The following is a 17,683-nucleotide window of genomic DNA, read 5'->3' as shown; positions in this document are numbered from 1 at the left end:
AAGAATGGATAGGGGTAGCGCTTGAACACGCGACCCTGCCGATAAACTGTGAGATGCCCACGCCGGGTATCCAAGACGACCTTAACATATTCCCGCTTCAAGCGTTTGCCGACTTTGAAGGTCTGGCTGAGTAAATGGACATTGCCATTGGGTGTGACTTGTCGCATGAAGGTTCGTCGTCAGGCTGGCACTGCCCAAATTGTCGCCGTGCAGGTAGTAGAGCGTGCCGTTGTCGCGCAGGGCTACTACTTGACTGCCAAAGGCGTAATATAGCTTGGTGTTCTTCAGCGTGCCGCCGCTGGTGTAGGTGACCTCATAGAGGCCGCCCACGTAAGCGGTCACGTCGCCGTTGGCCGCGACTTGTTTTACCCGGTTGCCGTCGCCATCGTAGACAAAGCTCCATGTTTGGGTGCCGTTGCTGGCTGACGGTGTTGCAAAAAAGAACACGGCTTACCTGGTTGAATTCAGGCAAGCCGTGTTTTCGTTACTTCGGTTTCGCCCAGTTTTTTAGCCCATTACAATCTTTACTGCTGAACACCTTGACTGATAGACACAAACACAATACTTGGATTTGCATCGGAGCCATTCTCCTCATTGGGGTTTAAAATGACGAGTTGATCGTTTTCGTCCGGGCTCCAATCAAAAGATACTTGTTCCAGCCAAACGCGCACAAGCTTACTTGAGTTCAAGTTCAAGGCCCAAACACCATCAAGTCCGTCATAGTTGCCACGAAAAGCAACCCAATCGCCATTTATAGACCATTTGACATGAGCCGGCGTCCTTATATTGGAAAGCAACTTTCTGAGACCACTATAACTGGAGTCTGCTACAAACAAGTCCCAAGGCGGGGGAGTGGTAGCAGAAGGGTCAGAAGTTGCTAAAAAGGCTAGAAACTGTCCATCAGGAGACCACGCAGGGCCAGAAAGACCTTCGTACCCCAAGTCGATTTGCTGAAGAACCCCATCAGATGTGGCCTCAAAAAAATCGTGCGATAGGGTTTCCAGCAACAATCTTCCGGATCCATCCGGCTGATAGGCAAATTGGGTAATATGAAAGTTAGTTGGGCCGACAAAGACATCTTGCGAATTTGATTCTAATATACTCACGCGTTTTATTGAGTCTTGACTTCCGACGAAATGTCCTTGATCATTATGATTGCACACCGACAAATACAACACTTCATCAAGGGCATAGCGGTAAAGCCATCCCAGCCGGGTGTTTGAGCAACCATTCAAACTCGGCGCAACCAGTTCCCGCCGTATATCTTGCGCGACCGAGTATATGAGAATAGAGTAGGTCTCTTGGCCCGGCGAATCGCCAACCGCTCGCAAAAAAACAATCTCATCTGCCGAAACCCACGCCAAAAAGTTGTAATCCAGTTCTTTTGGAATGGAAATGGTGCGTGTCGGTTCGCCCATCTTATAAGTGTTGGCTTGACTTGCGCAACTTGCACATAAGGCGATCGCCACTGTGATCCCAATTTGATAATAGATACTCAACTTCATATGCTGTGACCTGCTAAAGCCAGATTCATCATCTTGCTCCCCATGTTCCCGGCCAATTATTGTTTTCACGATTGAGTACATCCATATAAATAACCAGGGATACAGGCGAAACAACAATCTGGCTCCATCCATATACAAAGCCGCCTGATTGAGGTGTCCCAGGATCTAATATCCCGCCACTCCCGAACGATTCGAACCATGCCCAATTGACTTGACGACCAGCGCCAGACCCAATTAAGGATCGATATGCGTTGCCAAATCCAACAAACGTGTCGATCTGTATTTGCTCCCGCATACCAGCCTGATCACGTAATGATTGGGCAATGGTTGTACCGTAGTTTACGCCACTCTGCTCGGCTCTACCCCACTTCTCATAGGCATCGGCCTGATCATTACTTTCAGCCAAGAAGAAATCGCGCCAAAGGCCTGAAGAATCTCCACACATTTTTCCTCCAACCGAGCAAGAAGAGCCGTTACCTGTGAATCTGTTATATCCATCCATAATGACAAACAAGACACCAGCATCTGAAAGCTTCGCCCAATCACTATTGGTGAAAACAGGATCGTCTCTGAAGTAAGCAATTATGCCAATGATGTTCTTGAATTTATCCACTCCAGTCTGCGCGGAAAATTCGAGCGTCCACCTGCCACGCTGATCCCATGGCATTGCGTCAAAATCGTCAATTGTGCAATCAAGGACACTATCCCACTTGCCATCCGACTCGGAGCAGAATCCGCTTGGATCGGTATATCGTATAGGGTTGGACAGAGCATAAGCATAACGGTTATACACCTGCGACCCCGCTCCCGGTGCCATCGTATCCGCCTGCACAAACCTCCCCAACCCGCTCGAGTAATATCGCGCATTGTAAAAGTGCAGTCCCGTTCCATCCAGCCGCTGGCCGATGAAGTCCACGTCCGTCGGGCGTGTGCCTTGCGTGAAGCGAGTTGCGCCAAAAGGATAGAAGCGGTTTTGCGAGACGACCGCGCCGCTGGCATTCGTCGTCAGGCTGGCGCTTCCTAAGTTATCGCCGTGCAGGTAGTAGAGCGTGCCATTGTCGCGCATGGCAACCACTTGTGCCCCGAAGGCATAGTATAGCTTGGTGTTCTTCAGCGTGCCGCCGCTGGTGTAGGTGACCTCATAGAGGCCGCCCACGTAAGCGGTCACATCGCCGTTGGCCGCAACCTGTTTCACCCGGTTGCCGTCGCCATTGTAGACAAAGCTCCATGTTTGGGTGCCGTTGCCGGCTGAGGTCAGGCGATTCTCGAAGTCGAAGGCCTGCGTCCAGGTGACGTTGTTCTCACGGCGCGAGGTCATGTTGCCGTCCGCGTCGTAGGCCAGGCCGGTGGTCGAGCCGTTGATGAATCGACCGCCGACACACTACAACAAAACATTTCACCGAGTCAAGCATTGGTGAAAGTTTTAAGCCGACTCAGTACATTGTCACGTATTTGTCACTGTACATTGTCATGAAACATAACGTGGGCGAAGCAGATTCCTCATTTGATTCATGCTCAGCTTGCTGGTTTGAGGGGTTGTGGCAATGCCAGTCTGATCGCGCCGCCGGGACCGGTTGGCAGATTTGAGTTGCCCCCGACAACTTAGCTGTTGCGTAATGTCGGCAAATCAGCGAAAATTCAGGAGCGCCAAACTGACAACTCTTTCAACTGCCACTCTTGCTTATGGAACCCTCTGCCCTTCCCACCAAAATTGGACGTTACGAGATCAAAGCCGAGCTTGGCCGGGGCGGCATGGCAACGGTTTATCGCGGCTTCGACCCGCAGGTCAAGCGCGAGGTGGCGATTAAGGTACTGCCTCGCGAGTTTCTGCACGACCCCACCTTTCGCGCCCGCTTCACTCGTGAAGCTGAAACGATTGCCGCCCTCGAACACCCGGCCATCGTGCCGCTCTACGATTTTGGCGAAGACAACGGCCAGCCCTACTTCATCATGCGCCTCATGCCCGGCGGCTCGCTGGCCGACCGGCTGAAGAACGGCGCCCTTCCCATCGAAGCCTGTGTTCACATTGTGGCCCGCCTGGCCCGCGCCCTCGACGACGCTCACAGCAAAGGCGTCATCCACCGCGACCTCAAGCCGGGCAACATTCTCTTCGACAGCCAGGGCGAGCCTTACGTCTCCGACTTTGGCATTGCCAAGCTCTCACAGGGCGCCGCCGGAAGCATGACCGGCAGTGGCATCATTGGCACGCCGGCCTACATGAGTCCGGAGCAGACGCTGGGCAAGCCGGTCGGGCCGCAATCGGATGTGTACGCCCTCGGCATCATCCTCTACGAAATGCTCACCGGCCACCAGCCCTATGAGGCCGAGACGCCCATCGCCGTGGCCCTGATGCACGTCAGCCAGCCGCTCCCGCCGCCCCACCAACTCAACCCGGACATTCCCGACGATGTGGAAGAGGTGGCGTTGGTGGCGCTGGAAAAGGACTCGGCAGACCGCTACCAGACGGCGGGAGAACTTGCCAATGCGCTGGCCGCCACTCAACCGGGGGCGGCCCTTCAGCACGTTCAGGGCACAGCCTTTTCCATGCCCACCCAGCCGCGCAAACCCACCGGCAAAACACTGTTGAACGCGGCTCAGCCCACCCGCCCCAACGTGGCCGCCGACACCCAACCCGCCCAGTCCAATCGCCTCCTGCCAATTCTCATCGGCGTGGCGGCGCTGGCTCTCGTGGCCGCCATCGTCGGTGGGTTTCTCTTCAGCCAGAACCAGCAGAAGACGAGCGCCCAGCAAACCGCCATTGCCGCCCAGCAGGATGCGGCGACGGCGGCAAGTTTGATCACCCAGGCGGCGGTGGCGCAACTAGCGGTGCAGAGCGGCGACACAAGCTCCGGCGCAGTCGAAACGCTTCAGGCTTTGCAGGCACAATTGGCATTGCTCAACATCACGCCCACTGCCACCGACACGCCTGAGCCGTCGCCCACTCTTACCTCCACCTTCACCGAGACACCTACTGAAGCGCATACCGCCACGAAAACCGGCGGTTCTACACGCACGCGCGTGGCGCAAGCGGCCACCCCGACTGCTACCGCAACGGCCACTTTAGAAATGACGGTTCCACCTGCACCTGCTCCGTTATCCGTTTCAAATGTCACCATTAATTTTTTGCCGGGCAACGGCCTCAACTTCTTCTGGTTCCTCGCCGGGCAAGGCTCGGACAAGCCCGGCATGTTCTGGCGGCTTCGTGTTTGGCGAGCCAGCAACAATCAACTGCTGGCCGAAAAAATCTGGGTGCCGGCCAAAGCCGGCGCCAACAGTTGGACAGAACCCTGGTTCCAAAATAACCTGCAGAGCGTCGGAACCGAGTTCATCTGGAACATTGAAGTGTGTGACGGATGCAATCAACTGTCGGGCGGTTGGACGGGCGATAAAGTCGTCACGTTTAGAGAAGGCCATTACTGGTGGGGAGCGCCGCCGGAAACCGCGCCGCCGCCACCAGCAGGTGAAGTGACCGCCGGGGCCGCCACGCCCACGCCAAGCGATGACCCGTTTGTCTTTCACGGCCCGTTGAACGTCGTCCGGGTTGCCTTCCAGTACGCAAATGTGGACCCGGCGCGCCCGCCGGACGGCGCGATTGCTTACATTGAAGTACGCTTCACCGGCGGGCAAGCGCCGTTCACCGTCGTCAACGACGGCGTCACCGTGTTGACCGGCGGCGTTCCCAATCGCGTCCAGGACAACCCTGATCAATACTGGTTGCTCTTTCCGATCGCCACAGCTTGCGAAGCCCAGTATCCGGGCACGATGATTCTGCAATCCGCCGACGGGCAATCGGTCACCCAGTCTTATTTTGTGAGCGGGGTGAAATGCCAATAAGAGAACGCAGATGAACACGGATTTTCGCTGAGCTATTTAGTTTATTCGTTTCGCATTCGTTGTCTCAAATACTAGACGCAAAGAACTTTATGCCTGATGCCACAGTTCCTCTAAAAATCGGTCGCTACGAAATTCGAGAAGAGTTGGGCCGGGGCGGCATGGCCACCGTCTATCGCGGCTTCGATCCGCAGGTCAAGCGTTACGTGGCCGTGAAGGTCTTGCCTCGCGAATTGCTTCACGACCCCACCTTCCGCGCCCGCTTTGCCCGCGAGGCCGAAACCATTGCCGCCCTCGAGCACCAGGCCATCGTGCCGCTCTACGACTACGGCGAGGACGACGGCCAGCCCTACTTCATCATGCGCCTCATGCCCGGCGGCTCGCTGGCCGACAAGCTCAAATCCGGGGCCGTGCCGCCCGAGCAGTGCGCCCGCGTTCTCTCGCGCCTGGCCGGCGCGCTCGACGAGGCTCATGGCCGGGGCTTCATCCATCGTGACCTCAAGCCCGGCAACATCCTTTTCGATCAGCACGGCGACGCTTACATTTCCGACTTCGGCATCGCCAAGCTGGTGAGCGGCTCCACCACCTTCACCGGCAGTGGCGTGGTCGGCACGCCGTCTTACATGAGTCCCGAACAGGGCCGGGGCGAGAAGGACATTGACGGGCGAAGCGACGTGTACGCCCTGGGCGCGATTCTGTTTGAGATGCTCACCGGCGAGATGCCCTACCAGGCCGACACGCCGGTGGCCGTGATGCTCAAGCACATCACCGAGCCGGTGCCGCGCGTGCTGGAAGTGAAGCCCGACCTGCCGCCCGGTTGCGAAACGGTGATCGAACGGGCTTTAGCCAAAGAGCGCGATGAACGCTTCCCCACCGCCGGCGAGTTGGCGAGCGCGCTGGCTTCAGCCTCGAGAGGCGAACATGCGACGGTCGCCCGCCAGCCCCGTCCGGGACGGGGCCAGCCTGTCAAGACCATTACCAAACCCGCCCCGGCCGGCATAAGCCGAAAGACGGTGGCTCGCGTCCCGGCAACAACAGAGACATCCCCGCGTGAAATTGCGGGGACGGCTCCAACCGCCGGACTCAGAATTCCAGGCTGGGTTTGGATTGTTGGCGCAGTGATTGTCGTTGGAATCGTCATCGCCGCCCTGGCCGTCGGCGGCGGCGTATTGTTCACCAGCGCCCGTATTACGCCAACGGCAAACGCTACCGGCCTGGCCCTCACGCAAGTGGCGCAGGAGGCGGCCACGGCCCAGTTCAGCCTCAATGCCAACGCCACCGCCACCCGTCAAGCCGCGCTCGACCTTGAAGCGACCACCAACGCCCTGATCACCGAGAGTGTGCAACAAGTGTCCAACTTGCAGGCGAGCCAGACGGCGGCGGCGGAAGGCACCGTCGCCGCGCTCGCTCAACAAACCGAGGAAGCCGGGGCGACGGCCTCGGCCCAGGAGTCGGTTACTGCCGCCGTGGCGGCGGCCACGGCGGAGGCTCAGGCCGCCATTGAGGCCCAACTCACTGCGCCGCGTGTGGCCTTCATTGCCAACGGCGATCTGTGGATGATCAATCTTGATGGGGAAAACCTGACTCAGTTGACGAAAGACGGCGGGCAAAAAGCTTCGCCGCGCTGGCTGCCCGATGGCCGCATGTTGGCCTTCATCACCGGCCTGTGCGTCAAGACGGTGGATGTGCTGACGCTGGAGTCGAATACATTGATTTGCCTGAACTATGCCGCTTCGGTGGACAGCTTTGAAGTGTCGCCCGACGGCCAATACTTCGCCCTCAGCGTCGAGGGCAAACTGCACATTGGCAATTACGACCCGGCGGCGTTCCAGCTAATCCGGTCACGCAACGACATGGAGAGCGCGGCGACCTGCATGTTGTATTCGCAAAACTACGTCGAGTCTGCAAGCTGGTCGAGCGACGGGAAGAAGCTGGCTGTGGAGGTGCAGATTCCGTTGAGCGGCCTCAAGGCCGACACCCTCCGCGTCTTCGATTTCGCCTGTGGCAACAACGCGCCGCGCAAGCTCGAAGAGTTCCCCGGCACGTGGTTTTCCATGCCGGCTTACAAGAACCAACCCGAATTACAAGGCTGGGGCTGGGACAGCGACGTGCTCTTCGCCTTTGTGGACAATGTCCGCAACGAAGGCTTTGGCAACATTTACGTTTACAACACCAGCAACAAGCGCCCGGCCCGGCAAATCTTCCCCATTGCCGGTGGCCGCTGTTGCTACCGCGACCCGCAGTGGAGTCCCGACGGCTCGACTCTGCTCTTCGCCTTTCAGGACATTGAAGCCGGCGCAAACAGCGTAACCGGGCTTTACTACATTCCTTACGGCCAGGTCGGCACCGGGGCCTCCGCCACCAAAATACCCTTGCCCGATAATTTCTTCAGCGACCCGCGCCAAAAACCCCAACTCGTGATGGCGCCAACGCCATGACCGAGCCAGCCAATCCCTCACGAGTTGGCCGCTACGAAATTAGAGCCGAGCTGGGGCGCGGCGGCATGGCCACGGTTTATCGCGGCTTCGACCCGCAGGTGAAGCGCGAAATAGCCGTCAAAGTTCTGCCGCGCGAATTTCTGCACGACCCCGGCTTTCGCGTCCGCTTTGAGCGCGAGGCGCAAACAATTGCCACACTGGAACACCCGGCTATCGTGCCGCTCTACGACTTTGGCGAGGATGCGATAGCCGGCCAGCCTTACATCATCATGCGCCTCATGCCCGGCGGCTCGCTGGCCGACCGGTTGATAAAGGGGCCGCTTCCCACAACCGAGGCGGCCCGCATCATAGCCCATCTGGCTCCCGCCCTCGACTATGCCCATCGCAAAGGCATCGTCCACCGTGACCTCAAACCGGCCAACATCCTCTTCGACCAGAACGGCGCGCCCTACATCTCCGACTTCGGCATCGCCAAACTCTCCAGCGGCGGCGGGACGCAAGGCATGACCGGCAGCGGCATTGTGGGCACGCCCGGCTACATGAGTCCTGAGCAGGCGCGCGGCGAAAAAGAAATTGATGGCCGGAGCGACATTTACGCACTGGGCATTATTGTCTTCGAGATGCTCACCGGCAAACTCCCTTACGAAGCCGCCACGCCAATGGGCGTCATTGTCAAACACATCACCGACCCCGTGCCCAGCATCCTCAAAGCCCGGCCCGACCTGCCGCCCGCCTGCGAACAGATCATCAGCCAGGCGATGGCCAAAAACCCGGACGACCGCTTTGCCACTGCCAACGATCTGGCCGAGACTCTGGGCTGGGCGGCCCGGGGCGAGCAACTGTCGGCCCAAACATTGGCCGGGAAAACCTTTCGCGCCAGGAAACCGCAAATCGCTCAACCTGCGCCTCCCTCGAAGCCCCGGAGAACGCCGGCCTGGGCCTGGCTGGCGGCCGGCGTAATTGTCATTGGGCTGATCGCCGCTCTGGCGCTCGGCGGCGGGGCCGCTTTTAGCAGGCTCACTCAAGCCACCGCCACCGTCAACTCGGTTGCCCTCGCCTCGACCCAATCCGTGCAAACCACGACGACGGCGGAATTTGTGATTGTCGTGACGAAAGAGGCTGAGGCCAAGGCGACCGCTGGCGCGCAGGCAACCGGTGCGGCTGAGGCCGCCGCCACCGAGTCTGCCGCCGGGGAAACCGCCACTGGCGTGGCGGCTTCCACCCAGTCCAGCCTCAACTCCACCGCCACCGCCGAAGCGCAGATCAACGCCGACATCGCCGCCACCGCGACCGCCGAAGCCGAAGCGGCGGCTCAAGCTCAGGCCACCCTATCCGCCTTGCTGGATGCGCCCAAGATTGCCTTCTTCAAAAACGACGACATCTGGGTTGTGAATTTGGATGGGGCGAACCTGACTCAACTCACCGACGGCGGCGGACAGAAGGACAACCTGCGCTGGCTCCCCGACGGGCGAACGGTGACTTACACCAGCGGCCTGTGCGTCAAAAGCATTGACTTTATGACGTTGGAAGAGAAGAGCCTGGGCTGTTTCAACTCGTCCGAGTTACTCGAAGGGTTTGAAGTCTCGCCGGACTCGAAACGCTTTGCCGTGAGCGTGGACGGCATCCTCTTTGTCGGCGACTATGATCCCGACCGGCTGGCCGCGGTCGGCTCGCGCGGCGAACTGGCTGAACTGGCTACCTGCTTCACCTATTCGCGCAACCGGACCAAGTCGGTGCGCTGGTCGCGCAACAGCCAGCAACTGGCGGTTGAAGTCGTCATTCCTTTCAACAACATCTCGGCTGAGGTGATCCGGCTCTTCAACACGCAATGCGGCCAGGCCAACCTCTCGCACCTCGACGAGTTCCCCGGCACGCGCTTTTCGTACTCCAGCTACTCGCGCAATCCCCAACTCCAGAATTACGGCTGGGATGGTGTTGAACTTTTTGCCTTTGTAGACAGCATCCGCAATGACGGCTACGGCGATATTCTGATCTACAACAACACCACGGCCAGTGTTGGCGCCATTGCCGTGAAGGCGACGGGAAAAACCCTCTAACTCCCCTCGAAACGCAACTGCTCCTTGCCATGCAGCCTGTCCTGCACACGCTGAACGATCTGTTCCAGGTGCTCGTCGTTTTGGGCGTAATCCAGATTGTCGGTGTCAACCGTGAGCACCGGGCAGAGCGAGAAGCGGGCCACCCACTCGTCGTACAACTCGTTGAGCGAGGCCAGATAATCGTTGGAGATGGCTTGCTCGTAGCCGCGCCCGCGCTGGCGGATTCGGCGGAGCAGGGTTGGCACCGACGCCTTGAGATAGACGACTAAATGAGGCGGCTGAAGCAGGAGAGACAGGACTCGGTAGAGGTCGTGGTACGTCTGCCAGTCGCGGCCCGTCATCCGCCCCTGGCGATGGAGATTTTGGGCGAAGATTTCGGCGTCTTCGTAAACGCTCCGATCCTGGAGCACCGACTCTTTGCTTTGAAGCAACAGGTAATGCTGATGTAGCCGTCGGGAGAGAAAGAACGCCTGCGAATGAAAACTCCAGCGTTGCATGTCGTCGTAGAAATCGGCCAGGTAGGGGTTCTCCTCAACCGCCTCAAAGAACGGCGACCAGGCCAGCTTGCGAGCCATGAGGGCAGTGAGCGTAGATTTGCCGACGCCAATGTTCCCGGCAATGGTGACGAAGTATTTGGTCATCTCAATGTGATATGAAAAGGCGCGTAATCAGGCCCTCTGCCGCAAAACCGCTATGACGCCGGCAAACACGCCGATCACAAAGAAGGCAATGATGGCGATGGCCGGCGGGAAGCCGCCGCCGCCCAGGTCGGGCGGGTCGAAGGTCTCTTGAACGATGGCTGGGCCGGGGGTGAAGGTGGGCAGGCGAGTCGGCGAGGGCGTGCCCACGACGGCCAACCCTGATTCAAGCGTGGGGGTGGGCGGCAAAGTGGGCGTAGGCGGCGAGTCGGCAATGGGCAGAATATCAATCGTCCCTTCGCGAATTGAAACCAGCAGCGCAAACACCCAGGCCCGGTTGCCCGGCGCGCCCGGATATTCAATTTGCACCCACTCGTTTCCGGCAGAACGGCCAACGGCGGGCGCGGTCTGCCCGGCGATCAGCACGCCCACCTGATCGTAGTTCGTGCCCGGCCCCAGCCGCACGTTGACCTGCTCGGAGGCAAACACGGTTGGGCCGCCAAAGGTGGCAGTGGGCTGGAGCGTTTCGGTGGGCAGTTGCGCGGCCTGAAGAATGGCGCTCTTAAAACCGGAAGCGGCCAGCAGACCCAGCAAACCGACGAAGAGAAAAAGAAGTTTGAAAAATTGACGCATGATGGCGATTATACAATCTTCTTCAGCAACCGGATTCCAATCGGCTGGCGAATAAAGGGCATGGCCCCCGGCCCGGCCTCTTCCATCACCCGCATCAGCTTCAGCGCCGTCTCTTCGCTCAACTCGCGCGAGACCCAATCGTCGCTCACCGACTCGGCCAACTCATCCGCCGAGCCGTAAGAATCTATCCAGTCGAATTGAGTTTCGGCGAGGACGGTGAATTTGCCTGCGGCGACAACGCGCGACAACGCGATTTCGGCGGGCGGATGACCTTCGGGATCGCCGCCGTTCCAGGGGAGGCCGCCACAAATTGTTTCCCGTCCGTTTTTGTCTCGCACCAACACCTGCGGCTCACCGACGCGCGGGCGGACATCCAGCACGTGAGCGCGGGCCACCCGCCAGCTTTCGTTCAGAGCATGAACCATGCTCTCAATCGCCACTCATCAAAGCGACCAGGCGAAGACGGCAACATCAAAACTGGAATCGGGAAAGGGCAACGCCTCGGCCCGCGCCAGGGCAAAGTGAGCGCGAGGCAGATCGGCGCGCGCCAGGGCGACCTCATCCGGGTCGGGGTCAACGCCGACGGCCCAACCGGCGTGGTCGGCGTAGTGGCGCAAGAGCCGGCCATCGCCACAGCCCACCTCCAACACATGCAGGCCGTCAAAGTTCAGAATCGCTCGAATCGAGCCGGCTTCTACTTGTTCAGAGTCAGGGAATGAAGTCATCTTCAGGAATCACGGATTCGTTGAAACCAATGATCGGCGCAACCGGTCTAATGAGTGGCTGAGAACCGGTTTGGCGTATTTTGCGGCGGGCGCAAATTGCATTATGATTATCCACGAAAAGAGGCAACAATGACACAACGAGTCTTTCATGGCGACATCACTCCCGACGACCTGGCGACGGCGCTGGTGGGCGAGTTCAACCGCAACGACCTGCGGGCCGAGGCTTTTGGCGACGACGAAAAAATTGTGGTGCAGATTTCAACGCCGGCCCGGCGCGCGTCAGGCGGCAACACGGCGCTGGGCGTCACTCTGCAAAAGCACGAAGACGGCGTGCTGGTGGCGATAGGCGACCAGGAGTGGCTGGGGGTGGCCGCCTCGCTGGGGCAAACCGCGCTCTCGGCTTTGCAAAACCCGTTCAACTTGCTGGGCCGCCTTGACGACGTGGCCGCCGACGTGGATTCGATGCAACTGCCGGATAAAGTATGGGCGGCCATTGAGCGCTTCGTGCAGAGCAAGGGCGCTTCCAAAGAAATTTCCGAACGCTTGCGAACCACGGCCTGCCCTTACTGCCACGCCGCCAACCCGGTGGGAGCCACCTCCTGCGTGCAGTGCGGCGCGCCGCTCGGCGACGTTCAACCCGACGCTTGCGCCAACTGCGGCTTTGTGAACGTGAAAGAAGCGAAGTTCTGTGGAAACTGCGGCAATAAATTATGAAGGATGAAGGAAGAAGGATGAATGCGCCTGCCTGCCCAACGTCTGGGCCAGGGTCGTTTTTGGCAAAGCAACGTACATCTTGATAATCCGCAGGGCAAATCTTTTAGTCCGCGTCCTCAGATCCTCCGGCTCCCTTTCATCCTTCACACTTGCACCTGCGCGCAAGTGCAGGTGTAATTCCTCCTTCATGCTTTCGCGAACATCTCCACAATCCTCGCCGTGTGTTTTGTCCCTTGCACAAAATTTTCAATCACCATATTTTCGTTCGGCGCGTGAACCTGCGAGCCGGGGTAGCCCACGCCGGCAGTGACGATGGGCAGTTTGAGGGCGCTGAGGAAAACGGCGTTCGGCCCCGAGCCGCCGATCATAGGAAAGACGATTGGCTCTTTGCCGTAAGCATCGCGAGCGGCGTCGAGGGTCAATTTGACAAAGGGATCGTCGGGGTCGGTGCGGCCCGGCGCTTCGCCGCCCAGGTAGTTGATCTCCACGTCGGCGAAACCTTCGGCATCCAAATGCTTCCGTAGCTTCTCAACAATCTCTTCCGGCGTTTGATCCGGCACCAGCCGGAAATCCACTTTGGCGCTGGCCTGAGCCGGGAGCACGGTCTTGGAGCCTGGCCCCTGATAACCGGCGGTGAGGCCGCAGATGGTGCAGGTAGGCACGAAGGCTTCCTCGCGCCGCAAGTTCGGCCCACCCGTCATCCCTTTCAAGAATCCCTTGAGGCCGTAACGGCTGATCAAGTCAGCCGAGTCGTCGGGCAGTTTGGCGATCAGTTCCAGGTCGCGGGCGCTGGGCGGTTTCACGTTGTCGTAATGGCCGGGAATGCGAATGCGCTCGTCCTGGCCTTTGAGCGTGCCGAGTGCCCACACCAGACGCCAGGCGGCGTTGGCGAAGATGGAGCCACCGAGGCCGGAGTGCGCGTCCTGTGAACCGGTCTTCACGCTCAACTCCACGTAGCAAATGCCGCGCAGGCCCAGATGTTGCTGGGGCGTGCCTTCGTGATTTACCCCGCCAAACTCCCACACGCAGGCATCGGCCTTGAGTTTAGCGGCGTTGTTCACCACAAAATCGTGCAGGTGGACACTGCTCGTCTCTTCTTCGCCTTCGATCACAAATTTGATCCGGCACGGATACGAGCCGCGCACCGCCTTCACGGCATCAAGCGCCGAGAGGCGGCATTGGATGTGGCCCTTGTCGTCGCTCACCCCGCGCGCAAACATCTTGCCGTCGCGAATGGCCGGTTCAAACGGCGGCGTCTCCCACAGTTCCAGCGGCTCTGGCGGCTGAACGTCGTAGTGATTGTAGAAGAGCAAGGTCTTGTCGCTGTCCCCTTCAGCTTCGGCATAAACAACCGGACTTCCATCAGTGGGCATGATCTCCACCTTGAAGCCGCGTGCGCGAAGCATCTCGCCCACCAGCGCCGCGCACTCGTGAACGCCCAGCATTTGGGCCGAGATGCTGGGCTGGACGCAGAGGCACGAAAGCTCGGCCAGCGAGTCGTCGAGGTGGTCGGTAATGTAGCGATCAATCGCAGTAAAGTCGGTCATGGGTCGGTATCCTTTCCGGGAGATAAGGCGATTATAACAAGCTACAGCAGACAATTGGCGAATCGGATAAAATTCAGCATCCGCAACCAAAACACAGAGGGAGAAGCCCGATGGAATATCGCGCGCTGGGCCGCACCGACCTGAACGTTTCAGAAATTTGTCTGGGGACAATGCAATTCAAGTGGACGACGGACGAAGCCGCTTCTTATGAAGTGATGGACGCTTTCGTGGAAGCCGGCGGCAACTTCATTGACACCGCCGATGTCTATTCCAACTGGGCGCCGGGGTTGAAAGGCGGCGAGGCCGAAACCGTCATCGGCGAGTGGATGAAGCAAAGAAAGCGCCGCGACAAGATCGTGCTGGCGACCAAAGTGCGCGGGCGGATGTGGGACGGGCCGGACGGTGAAGGGTTGAGCCGCCAGCACATCCTCCGGGCCGCCGAGGACTCCCTGCGCCGCCTGCAAACCGACGTTATTGATCTCTACCAGACTCACTGGCCCGACGACAACACGCCCATTGAAGAAACCATGCGCGCCCTGGACGATCTGGTGAAGCAGGGCAAAGTGCGGTTCCTGGGTTGCTCCAACTACTCCGGCAAGCAGTTGACCGAGGCCATTAACGCCTCGCGCGCCGCCGGACTGGCCGAGTATCTCGTCATTCAGCCGCATTACTCGCTCGTCGAGCGCCGCGAGTTCGAGACGAACGTTTACGAGGCCGTGAAGCAGTTCGGCCTTGCCATCATTCCCTACAGCCCACTGGGGCGCGGCTTCCTCACCGGCAAGTACCGGCGCGGCCAGCCCTTGCCCGAAAGCAAGCGGCGTGGCAGCGTGGAGAAACTGCTTAACGACAAGAATTTTGATCTGCTCGATAAGCTGGAAGCCATTGGCAGAGCGCGCGGCAGGACGCCCGGGCAAATTGCGCTGGGCTGGGCGCTGGCGAAAGAGAATATGGCCGCGCCAATCATCGGCGCGAACACCGTCGAGCAACTCAACGATAGCTTGGGCGCGGCAGGGCTGAAACTGGCCGCCGAAGAAGTGGCCGAGTTGGATAGATTGAGCGCGTGGTAAGAGGAGAAGCAATTCATGGATACTGTTGACAAAGTTTCAAGGCTCCTGGAAGCCTTCATCACTCTGGTCGAGGCTGTGGCCTGGCCGGCCATCGTGGTCTTCTTCCTGTTGTACTTCGGCGTGCCACTCAAAAAGTTCCTCGCCGACATGGCCGAGTTTCGGTTCAAAGCCGGCCCGACCGGAATCGAGGCCTCGGCCAAACGGCAACAGGTGGAGGCCGCCGCCCTGCTGGGGGCGGCCACGGCGGCCAAACAGGGCCACATCGAAGGCGAAACGCCGCTGGCCGATGAAGACAAAGCGCGCGAGATCGCCAAAGTGGTCAACCAGGCCACCAAGCCCAAAACCGAGGGGCGGCTGTTGGGCGCGTCCATTTTGTGGGTGGACAACAGCCCGGCCAAAGACATCTTTGAGCGCAAAGCCATGGAAGTCTTCGGCGTCCGTTTCACCGACAGCGCTTCCACCGAAGACGCGCTGGAAAAGATCAAGGCCAGCAAATTCGATCTCATCATCTCCGACATGAACCGACCGCCGGATGATCTGGCCGGGTACACCTTGCTGGCTGAGAAGAAAGCCCTGGGCGATGACACGCCGCTCATCATCTACGCCGGGTCGAGCCGGGCTGATCACAGAGCCGAGGCTCGCACTCGGGGCGCGTTCGGCAGCGCCGGCAACCCGCAGGAATTGTTTATGCTGGTGTTGTATGGGTTGAGGAGTCACTGAACACAAAGCGGAAGGTGAGGCTTGCTTCACCTTCCGCTTGTTGAGAAAGTCGAAATGGGAATTAGCTTGATCGTGCTTGCCGTGTTGGGCGTGTTTGGGTGCGGCCTGATGATTGCCGCCATTCTGGCTGTCGTCTGGGTGATTGCGCAGGAGCGTAAACCTTGAGCGTCTATCGCACTGCCACCCGAGCCTCCACCGGGGCGGCCTCGTCGGCCACCGGTTCCATTTTCAATCGGTCAATCCGCCTTTGCAAGTAGGGCATGAAGTAACCGTCGTAGCGTTCCCACAGTTCGGACCGCCGCCAATCGTTGCCGGTGACCCAGCCGCGACACATGGGCGAGCCACACTGACATTCAAACTCGTCGTAAGGCGTGCCGTCGCACATCGCATAATCGAAGCACACTTCTTCGCCGGGCAAAATGTCGCGCATGGCAAACAGCGTGAGATGCCCGACGATGCCGGCGTTCGGATCACAACTGTGGTTGATGTAATCCGCCGGCTCGTCCGGCCCAAGCGACGAGAAGTACAGGCCTTCTTCGACTTGGATGCTGTGGGTTTGTAGCTCCGGGGGGAGTTCGAGCAACTGCTCGTAGTTCACAATTCTGCCGCTCCAGGCGCTGATGAGATCACCAGCCGGCACGTGTTCAAGGGCAAACACGCCGTAACTGCCTTTCTGGGGGAGCGGTCTCACTTCCAACTTGGGGGAGAGGTAGGAGTGAAAGTGACCGTCCATTTTGTTTCGATAAAAACCTCCTGGCCTTTAAGAGTTAGAACCCACCTGTAAAACGGTCGCCCGCGTTACAGATAGGCCCTATGTATTGGCCGCAAAGTTTATCATGTCTCGACTCAGCGTCAAGGGTGGGTTTATTAAAATTTCGCCCGATTGACAGCCCCCACCCTCCACCCTATACTCACAACGCAATTGCAGATCGCTAATCGCAAATCCGAAATCAAACCCCCCCCAATGCCGGACACTCCCACCATCCTCCTCGCCGACGACGAAGACGCCATCCGCGCCGGGCTGGCCGCCGCCCTGCAACGCGGCGGCTTCCACGTCATCGAGGCTCGCAACGGCCTCGAAGCCCTGGCGCTGGTCGAGAGCCATCGGCCCGACGTGATCGCCCTCGACATCCTCATGCCCGAACTCGACGGGCGCGAAGTGTGCCGCCGCCTGCGTCAGGCCGAAAACTGGACGCCGGTCATCATGCTGACTCAGATCAGCGCCACCGGCGAAAAAATTTCCAGCCTCGAAGAAGGAGCCGACGACTACCTCAACAAGCCGTTCGACTCCTACGAACTCGTCGCCCGCATCCGCGCCCTGCTCAGGCGGCAGGCCGTGGCCGGGCGACCGGCGCAACTCGCCAACGTCCTCACCAGCGGGCCGCTGAAGCTTGAGCGCGAGACGCAACGCATCTGGCTGGCCGGGCGCGAAATCCCGCTCTCCAACAAAGCCTTTGGCGTGCTGGCCCATTTGATGAGCCGCCCCAACGTCGTCGTCTCGCGTGAACAACTCCTCGATCAAGTGTGGGGCTGGGACGACCCGGCCGGTATGAGAACGGTGGACGTGCGCATCGCCGAGATTCGCCGCAAGCTGGGCGACGAGCATGAGCTTATCGAAACCGTGCCGGGCGAAGGGTATCGGTTTGTAGGAACGGTGAAGACAGGGTGAGGCAATTTTAGATTTGGGATTTTGGGATTTGGGGTTTTTGACTGATGTCTCGCTGGCTTGGATGGATCGGATTGGGAGTTTTGATCGTCGGGGTGGCCGCCGCGTTTGTGGTGCGGCTGGCGATTCCGGCGACCCTGTT

16 protein-coding genes are annotated in these 17,683 nt (G+C 59.3%); 7 read left to right on the top strand and 9 right to left on the bottom strand.

Annotation, left to right across the window (positions count from 1 at the left end):
• Window positions 1-81 precede the first annotated feature (81 nt).
• From HYZ49_17820 to HYZ49_17810, 3 genes are all read right to left on the bottom strand, one after another.
• A complete protein-coding gene (locus tag HYZ49_17820; GenBank protein MBI3244143.1) occupies window positions 82-447 on the bottom strand; it encodes a hypothetical protein in 366 nt (121 codons plus the stop codon).
• 77 nt (window positions 448-524) lie between these two features.
• On the bottom strand, window positions 525-1,574 hold the full coding sequence (locus HYZ49_17815) for a hypothetical protein (GenBank protein MBI3244142.1): 1,050 nt from the start codon (window positions 1,572-1,574) through the stop codon (window positions 525-527).
• On the bottom strand, window positions 1,534-2,823 hold the full coding sequence (locus HYZ49_17810; protein ID MBI3244141.1) for an RHS repeat-associated core domain-containing protein: 1,290 nt from the start codon (window positions 2,821-2,823) through the stop codon (window positions 1,534-1,536). Before HYZ49_17810 ends, HYZ49_17815 begins: the two co-directional genes overlap by 41 nt.
• A gap of 365 nt (window positions 2,824-3,188) precedes the next feature.
• Here HYZ49_17810 and HYZ49_17805 point away from each other — a divergent pair, with 365 nt between their 5' ends.
• From HYZ49_17805 to HYZ49_17795, 3 genes are all read left to right on the top strand, one after another.
• Window positions 3,189-5,339 carry a serine/threonine protein kinase gene (locus HYZ49_17805; GenBank protein MBI3244140.1) on the top strand — a complete coding sequence of 717 codons (2,151 nt, stop codon included), beginning with the start codon at window positions 3,189-3,191 and terminating at the stop codon, window positions 5,337-5,339.
• Window positions 5,340-5,428: 89 nt separating this feature from the next.
• Entirely contained in the window at window positions 5,429-7,774 is a 2,346-nt protein-coding gene (locus tag HYZ49_17800; protein ID MBI3244139.1) for a serine/threonine-protein kinase, read from the top strand.
• On the top strand, window positions 7,771-9,831 hold the full coding sequence (locus tag HYZ49_17795; GenBank protein ID MBI3244138.1) for a serine/threonine-protein kinase: 2,061 nt from the start codon (window positions 7,771-7,773) through the stop codon (window positions 9,829-9,831). The genes HYZ49_17800 and HYZ49_17795 overlap by 4 nt, the downstream gene beginning before the upstream one ends.
• Here the strand turns inward: HYZ49_17795 and HYZ49_17790 are convergent.
• The 4 genes from HYZ49_17790 to HYZ49_17775 are packed head-to-tail and all read right to left on the bottom strand — an operon-like array spanning window position 9,828 to window position 11,827.
• Window positions 9,828-10,472 (bottom strand): deoxynucleoside kinase, encoded by a 645-nt coding sequence (locus HYZ49_17790; GenBank protein MBI3244137.1) that lies wholly within the window; start codon window positions 10,470-10,472, stop codon window positions 9,828-9,830. The genes HYZ49_17795 and HYZ49_17790 overlap by 4 nt on opposite strands.
• Before the next feature lie 27 nt (window positions 10,473-10,499).
• Complete coding sequence (locus tag HYZ49_17785) at window positions 10,500-11,102, bottom strand: SH3 domain-containing protein (protein MBI3244136.1); 603 nt, start codon at window positions 11,100-11,102, stop codon at window positions 10,500-10,502.
• An 8-nt stretch (window positions 11,103-11,110) separates the two neighbouring features.
• Complete coding sequence (locus HYZ49_17780) at window positions 11,111-11,527, bottom strand: hypothetical protein (protein ID MBI3244135.1); 417 nt, start codon at window positions 11,525-11,527, stop codon at window positions 11,111-11,113.
• 18 nt (window positions 11,528-11,545) lie between these two features.
• A complete protein-coding gene (locus HYZ49_17775; protein ID MBI3244134.1) occupies window positions 11,546-11,827 on the bottom strand; it encodes a class I SAM-dependent methyltransferase in 282 nt (93 codons plus the stop codon).
• Window positions 11,828-11,956: 129 nt separating this feature from the next.
• On the opposite strand from HYZ49_17775, the gene HYZ49_17770 reads away from it, so the two are divergent.
• Complete coding sequence (locus HYZ49_17770) at window positions 11,957-12,541, top strand: zinc ribbon domain-containing protein (GenBank protein ID MBI3244133.1); 585 nt, start codon at window positions 11,957-11,959, stop codon at window positions 12,539-12,541.
• Between the two features lie 185 nt (window positions 12,542-12,726).
• On the opposite strand, the gene HYZ49_17765 is transcribed toward HYZ49_17770, so the two are convergent.
• Window positions 12,727-14,088, bottom strand: a complete 1,362-nt coding sequence (locus tag HYZ49_17765) for a M20/M25/M40 family metallo-hydrolase (protein ID MBI3244132.1) — start codon at window positions 14,086-14,088, stop codon at window positions 12,727-12,729.
• 110 nt (window positions 14,089-14,198) lie between these two features.
• Between HYZ49_17765 and HYZ49_17760 the strand changes: the two genes are divergently transcribed.
• Both HYZ49_17760 and HYZ49_17755 read left to right on the top strand, forming a co-directional pair.
• Window positions 14,199-15,155 carry an aldo/keto reductase gene (locus tag HYZ49_17760; GenBank protein ID MBI3244131.1) on the top strand — a complete coding sequence of 319 codons (957 nt, stop codon included), beginning with the start codon at window positions 14,199-14,201 and terminating at the stop codon, window positions 15,153-15,155.
• 15 nt (window positions 15,156-15,170) lie between these two features.
• A complete protein-coding gene (locus HYZ49_17755; GenBank protein MBI3244130.1) occupies window positions 15,171-15,875 on the top strand; it encodes a response regulator in 705 nt (234 codons plus the stop codon).
• A gap of 169 nt (window positions 15,876-16,044) precedes the next feature.
• Here HYZ49_17755 and HYZ49_17750 read toward each other — a convergent pair whose 3' ends face one another.
• On the bottom strand, window positions 16,045-16,608 hold the full coding sequence (locus tag HYZ49_17750; protein ID MBI3244129.1) for an SET domain-containing protein: 564 nt from the start codon (window positions 16,606-16,608) through the stop codon (window positions 16,045-16,047).
• A gap of 231 nt (window positions 16,609-16,839) precedes the next feature.
• On the opposite strand from HYZ49_17750, the gene HYZ49_17745 reads away from it, so the two are divergent.
• Complete coding sequence (locus HYZ49_17745; protein MBI3244128.1) at window positions 16,840-17,544, top strand: response regulator transcription factor; 705 nt, start codon at window positions 16,840-16,842, stop codon at window positions 17,542-17,544.
• The last annotated feature ends 139 nt before the right edge of the window (window positions 17,545-17,683 follow it).

This window comes from Chloroflexota bacterium (assembly GCA_016197225.1).
Classification (GTDB): domain Bacteria; phylum Chloroflexota; class Anaerolineae; order Anaerolineales; family VGOW01; genus VGOW01.
The sequence above is the reverse complement of the archived record's forward strand: the minus strand, read 5'-3'. Positions and strand labels throughout refer to the sequence as shown.

Coding starts and splice junctions, on each gene's coding strand:
- HYZ49_17810 (MBI3244141.1), bottom strand. CDS start 2,823: ATGACCTCGCGCCGTGAGAACAACGTCACCTGGACGCAGGCCTTCGAC.
- HYZ49_17805 (MBI3244140.1), top strand. CDS start 3,189: ATGGAACCCTCTGCCCTTCCCACCAAAATTGGACGTTACGAGATCAAA.
- HYZ49_17800 (MBI3244139.1), top strand. CDS start 5,429: ATGCCTGATGCCACAGTTCCTCTAAAAATCGGTCGCTACGAAATTCGA.
- HYZ49_17795 (MBI3244138.1), top strand. CDS start 7,771: ATGACCGAGCCAGCCAATCCCTCACGAGTTGGCCGCTACGAAATTAGA.
- HYZ49_17790 (MBI3244137.1), bottom strand. CDS start 10,472: ATGACCAAATACTTCGTCACCATTGCCGGGAACATTGGCGTCGGCAAA.
- HYZ49_17785 (MBI3244136.1), bottom strand. CDS start 11,102: ATGCGTCAATTTTTCAAACTTCTTTTTCTCTTCGTCGGTTTGCTGGGT.
- HYZ49_17780 (MBI3244135.1), bottom strand. CDS start 11,527: ATGGTTCATGCTCTGAACGAAAGCTGGCGGGTGGCCCGCGCTCACGTG.
- HYZ49_17775 (MBI3244134.1), bottom strand. CDS start 11,827: ATGACTTCATTCCCTGACTCTGAACAAGTAGAAGCCGGCTCGATTCGA.
- HYZ49_17770 (MBI3244133.1), top strand. CDS start 11,957: ATGACACAACGAGTCTTTCATGGCGACATCACTCCCGACGACCTGGCG.
- HYZ49_17765 (MBI3244132.1), bottom strand. CDS start 14,088: ATGACCGACTTTACTGCGATTGATCGCTACATTACCGACCACCTCGAC.
- HYZ49_17760 (MBI3244131.1), top strand. CDS start 14,199: ATGGAATATCGCGCGCTGGGCCGCACCGACCTGAACGTTTCAGAAATT.
- HYZ49_17755 (MBI3244130.1), top strand. CDS start 15,171: ATGGATACTGTTGACAAAGTTTCAAGGCTCCTGGAAGCCTTCATCACT.
- HYZ49_17750 (MBI3244129.1), bottom strand. CDS start 16,608: ATGGACGGTCACTTTCACTCCTACCTCTCCCCCAAGTTGGAAGTGAGA.
- HYZ49_17745 (MBI3244128.1), top strand. CDS start 16,840: ATGCCGGACACTCCCACCATCCTCCTCGCCGACGACGAAGACGCCATC.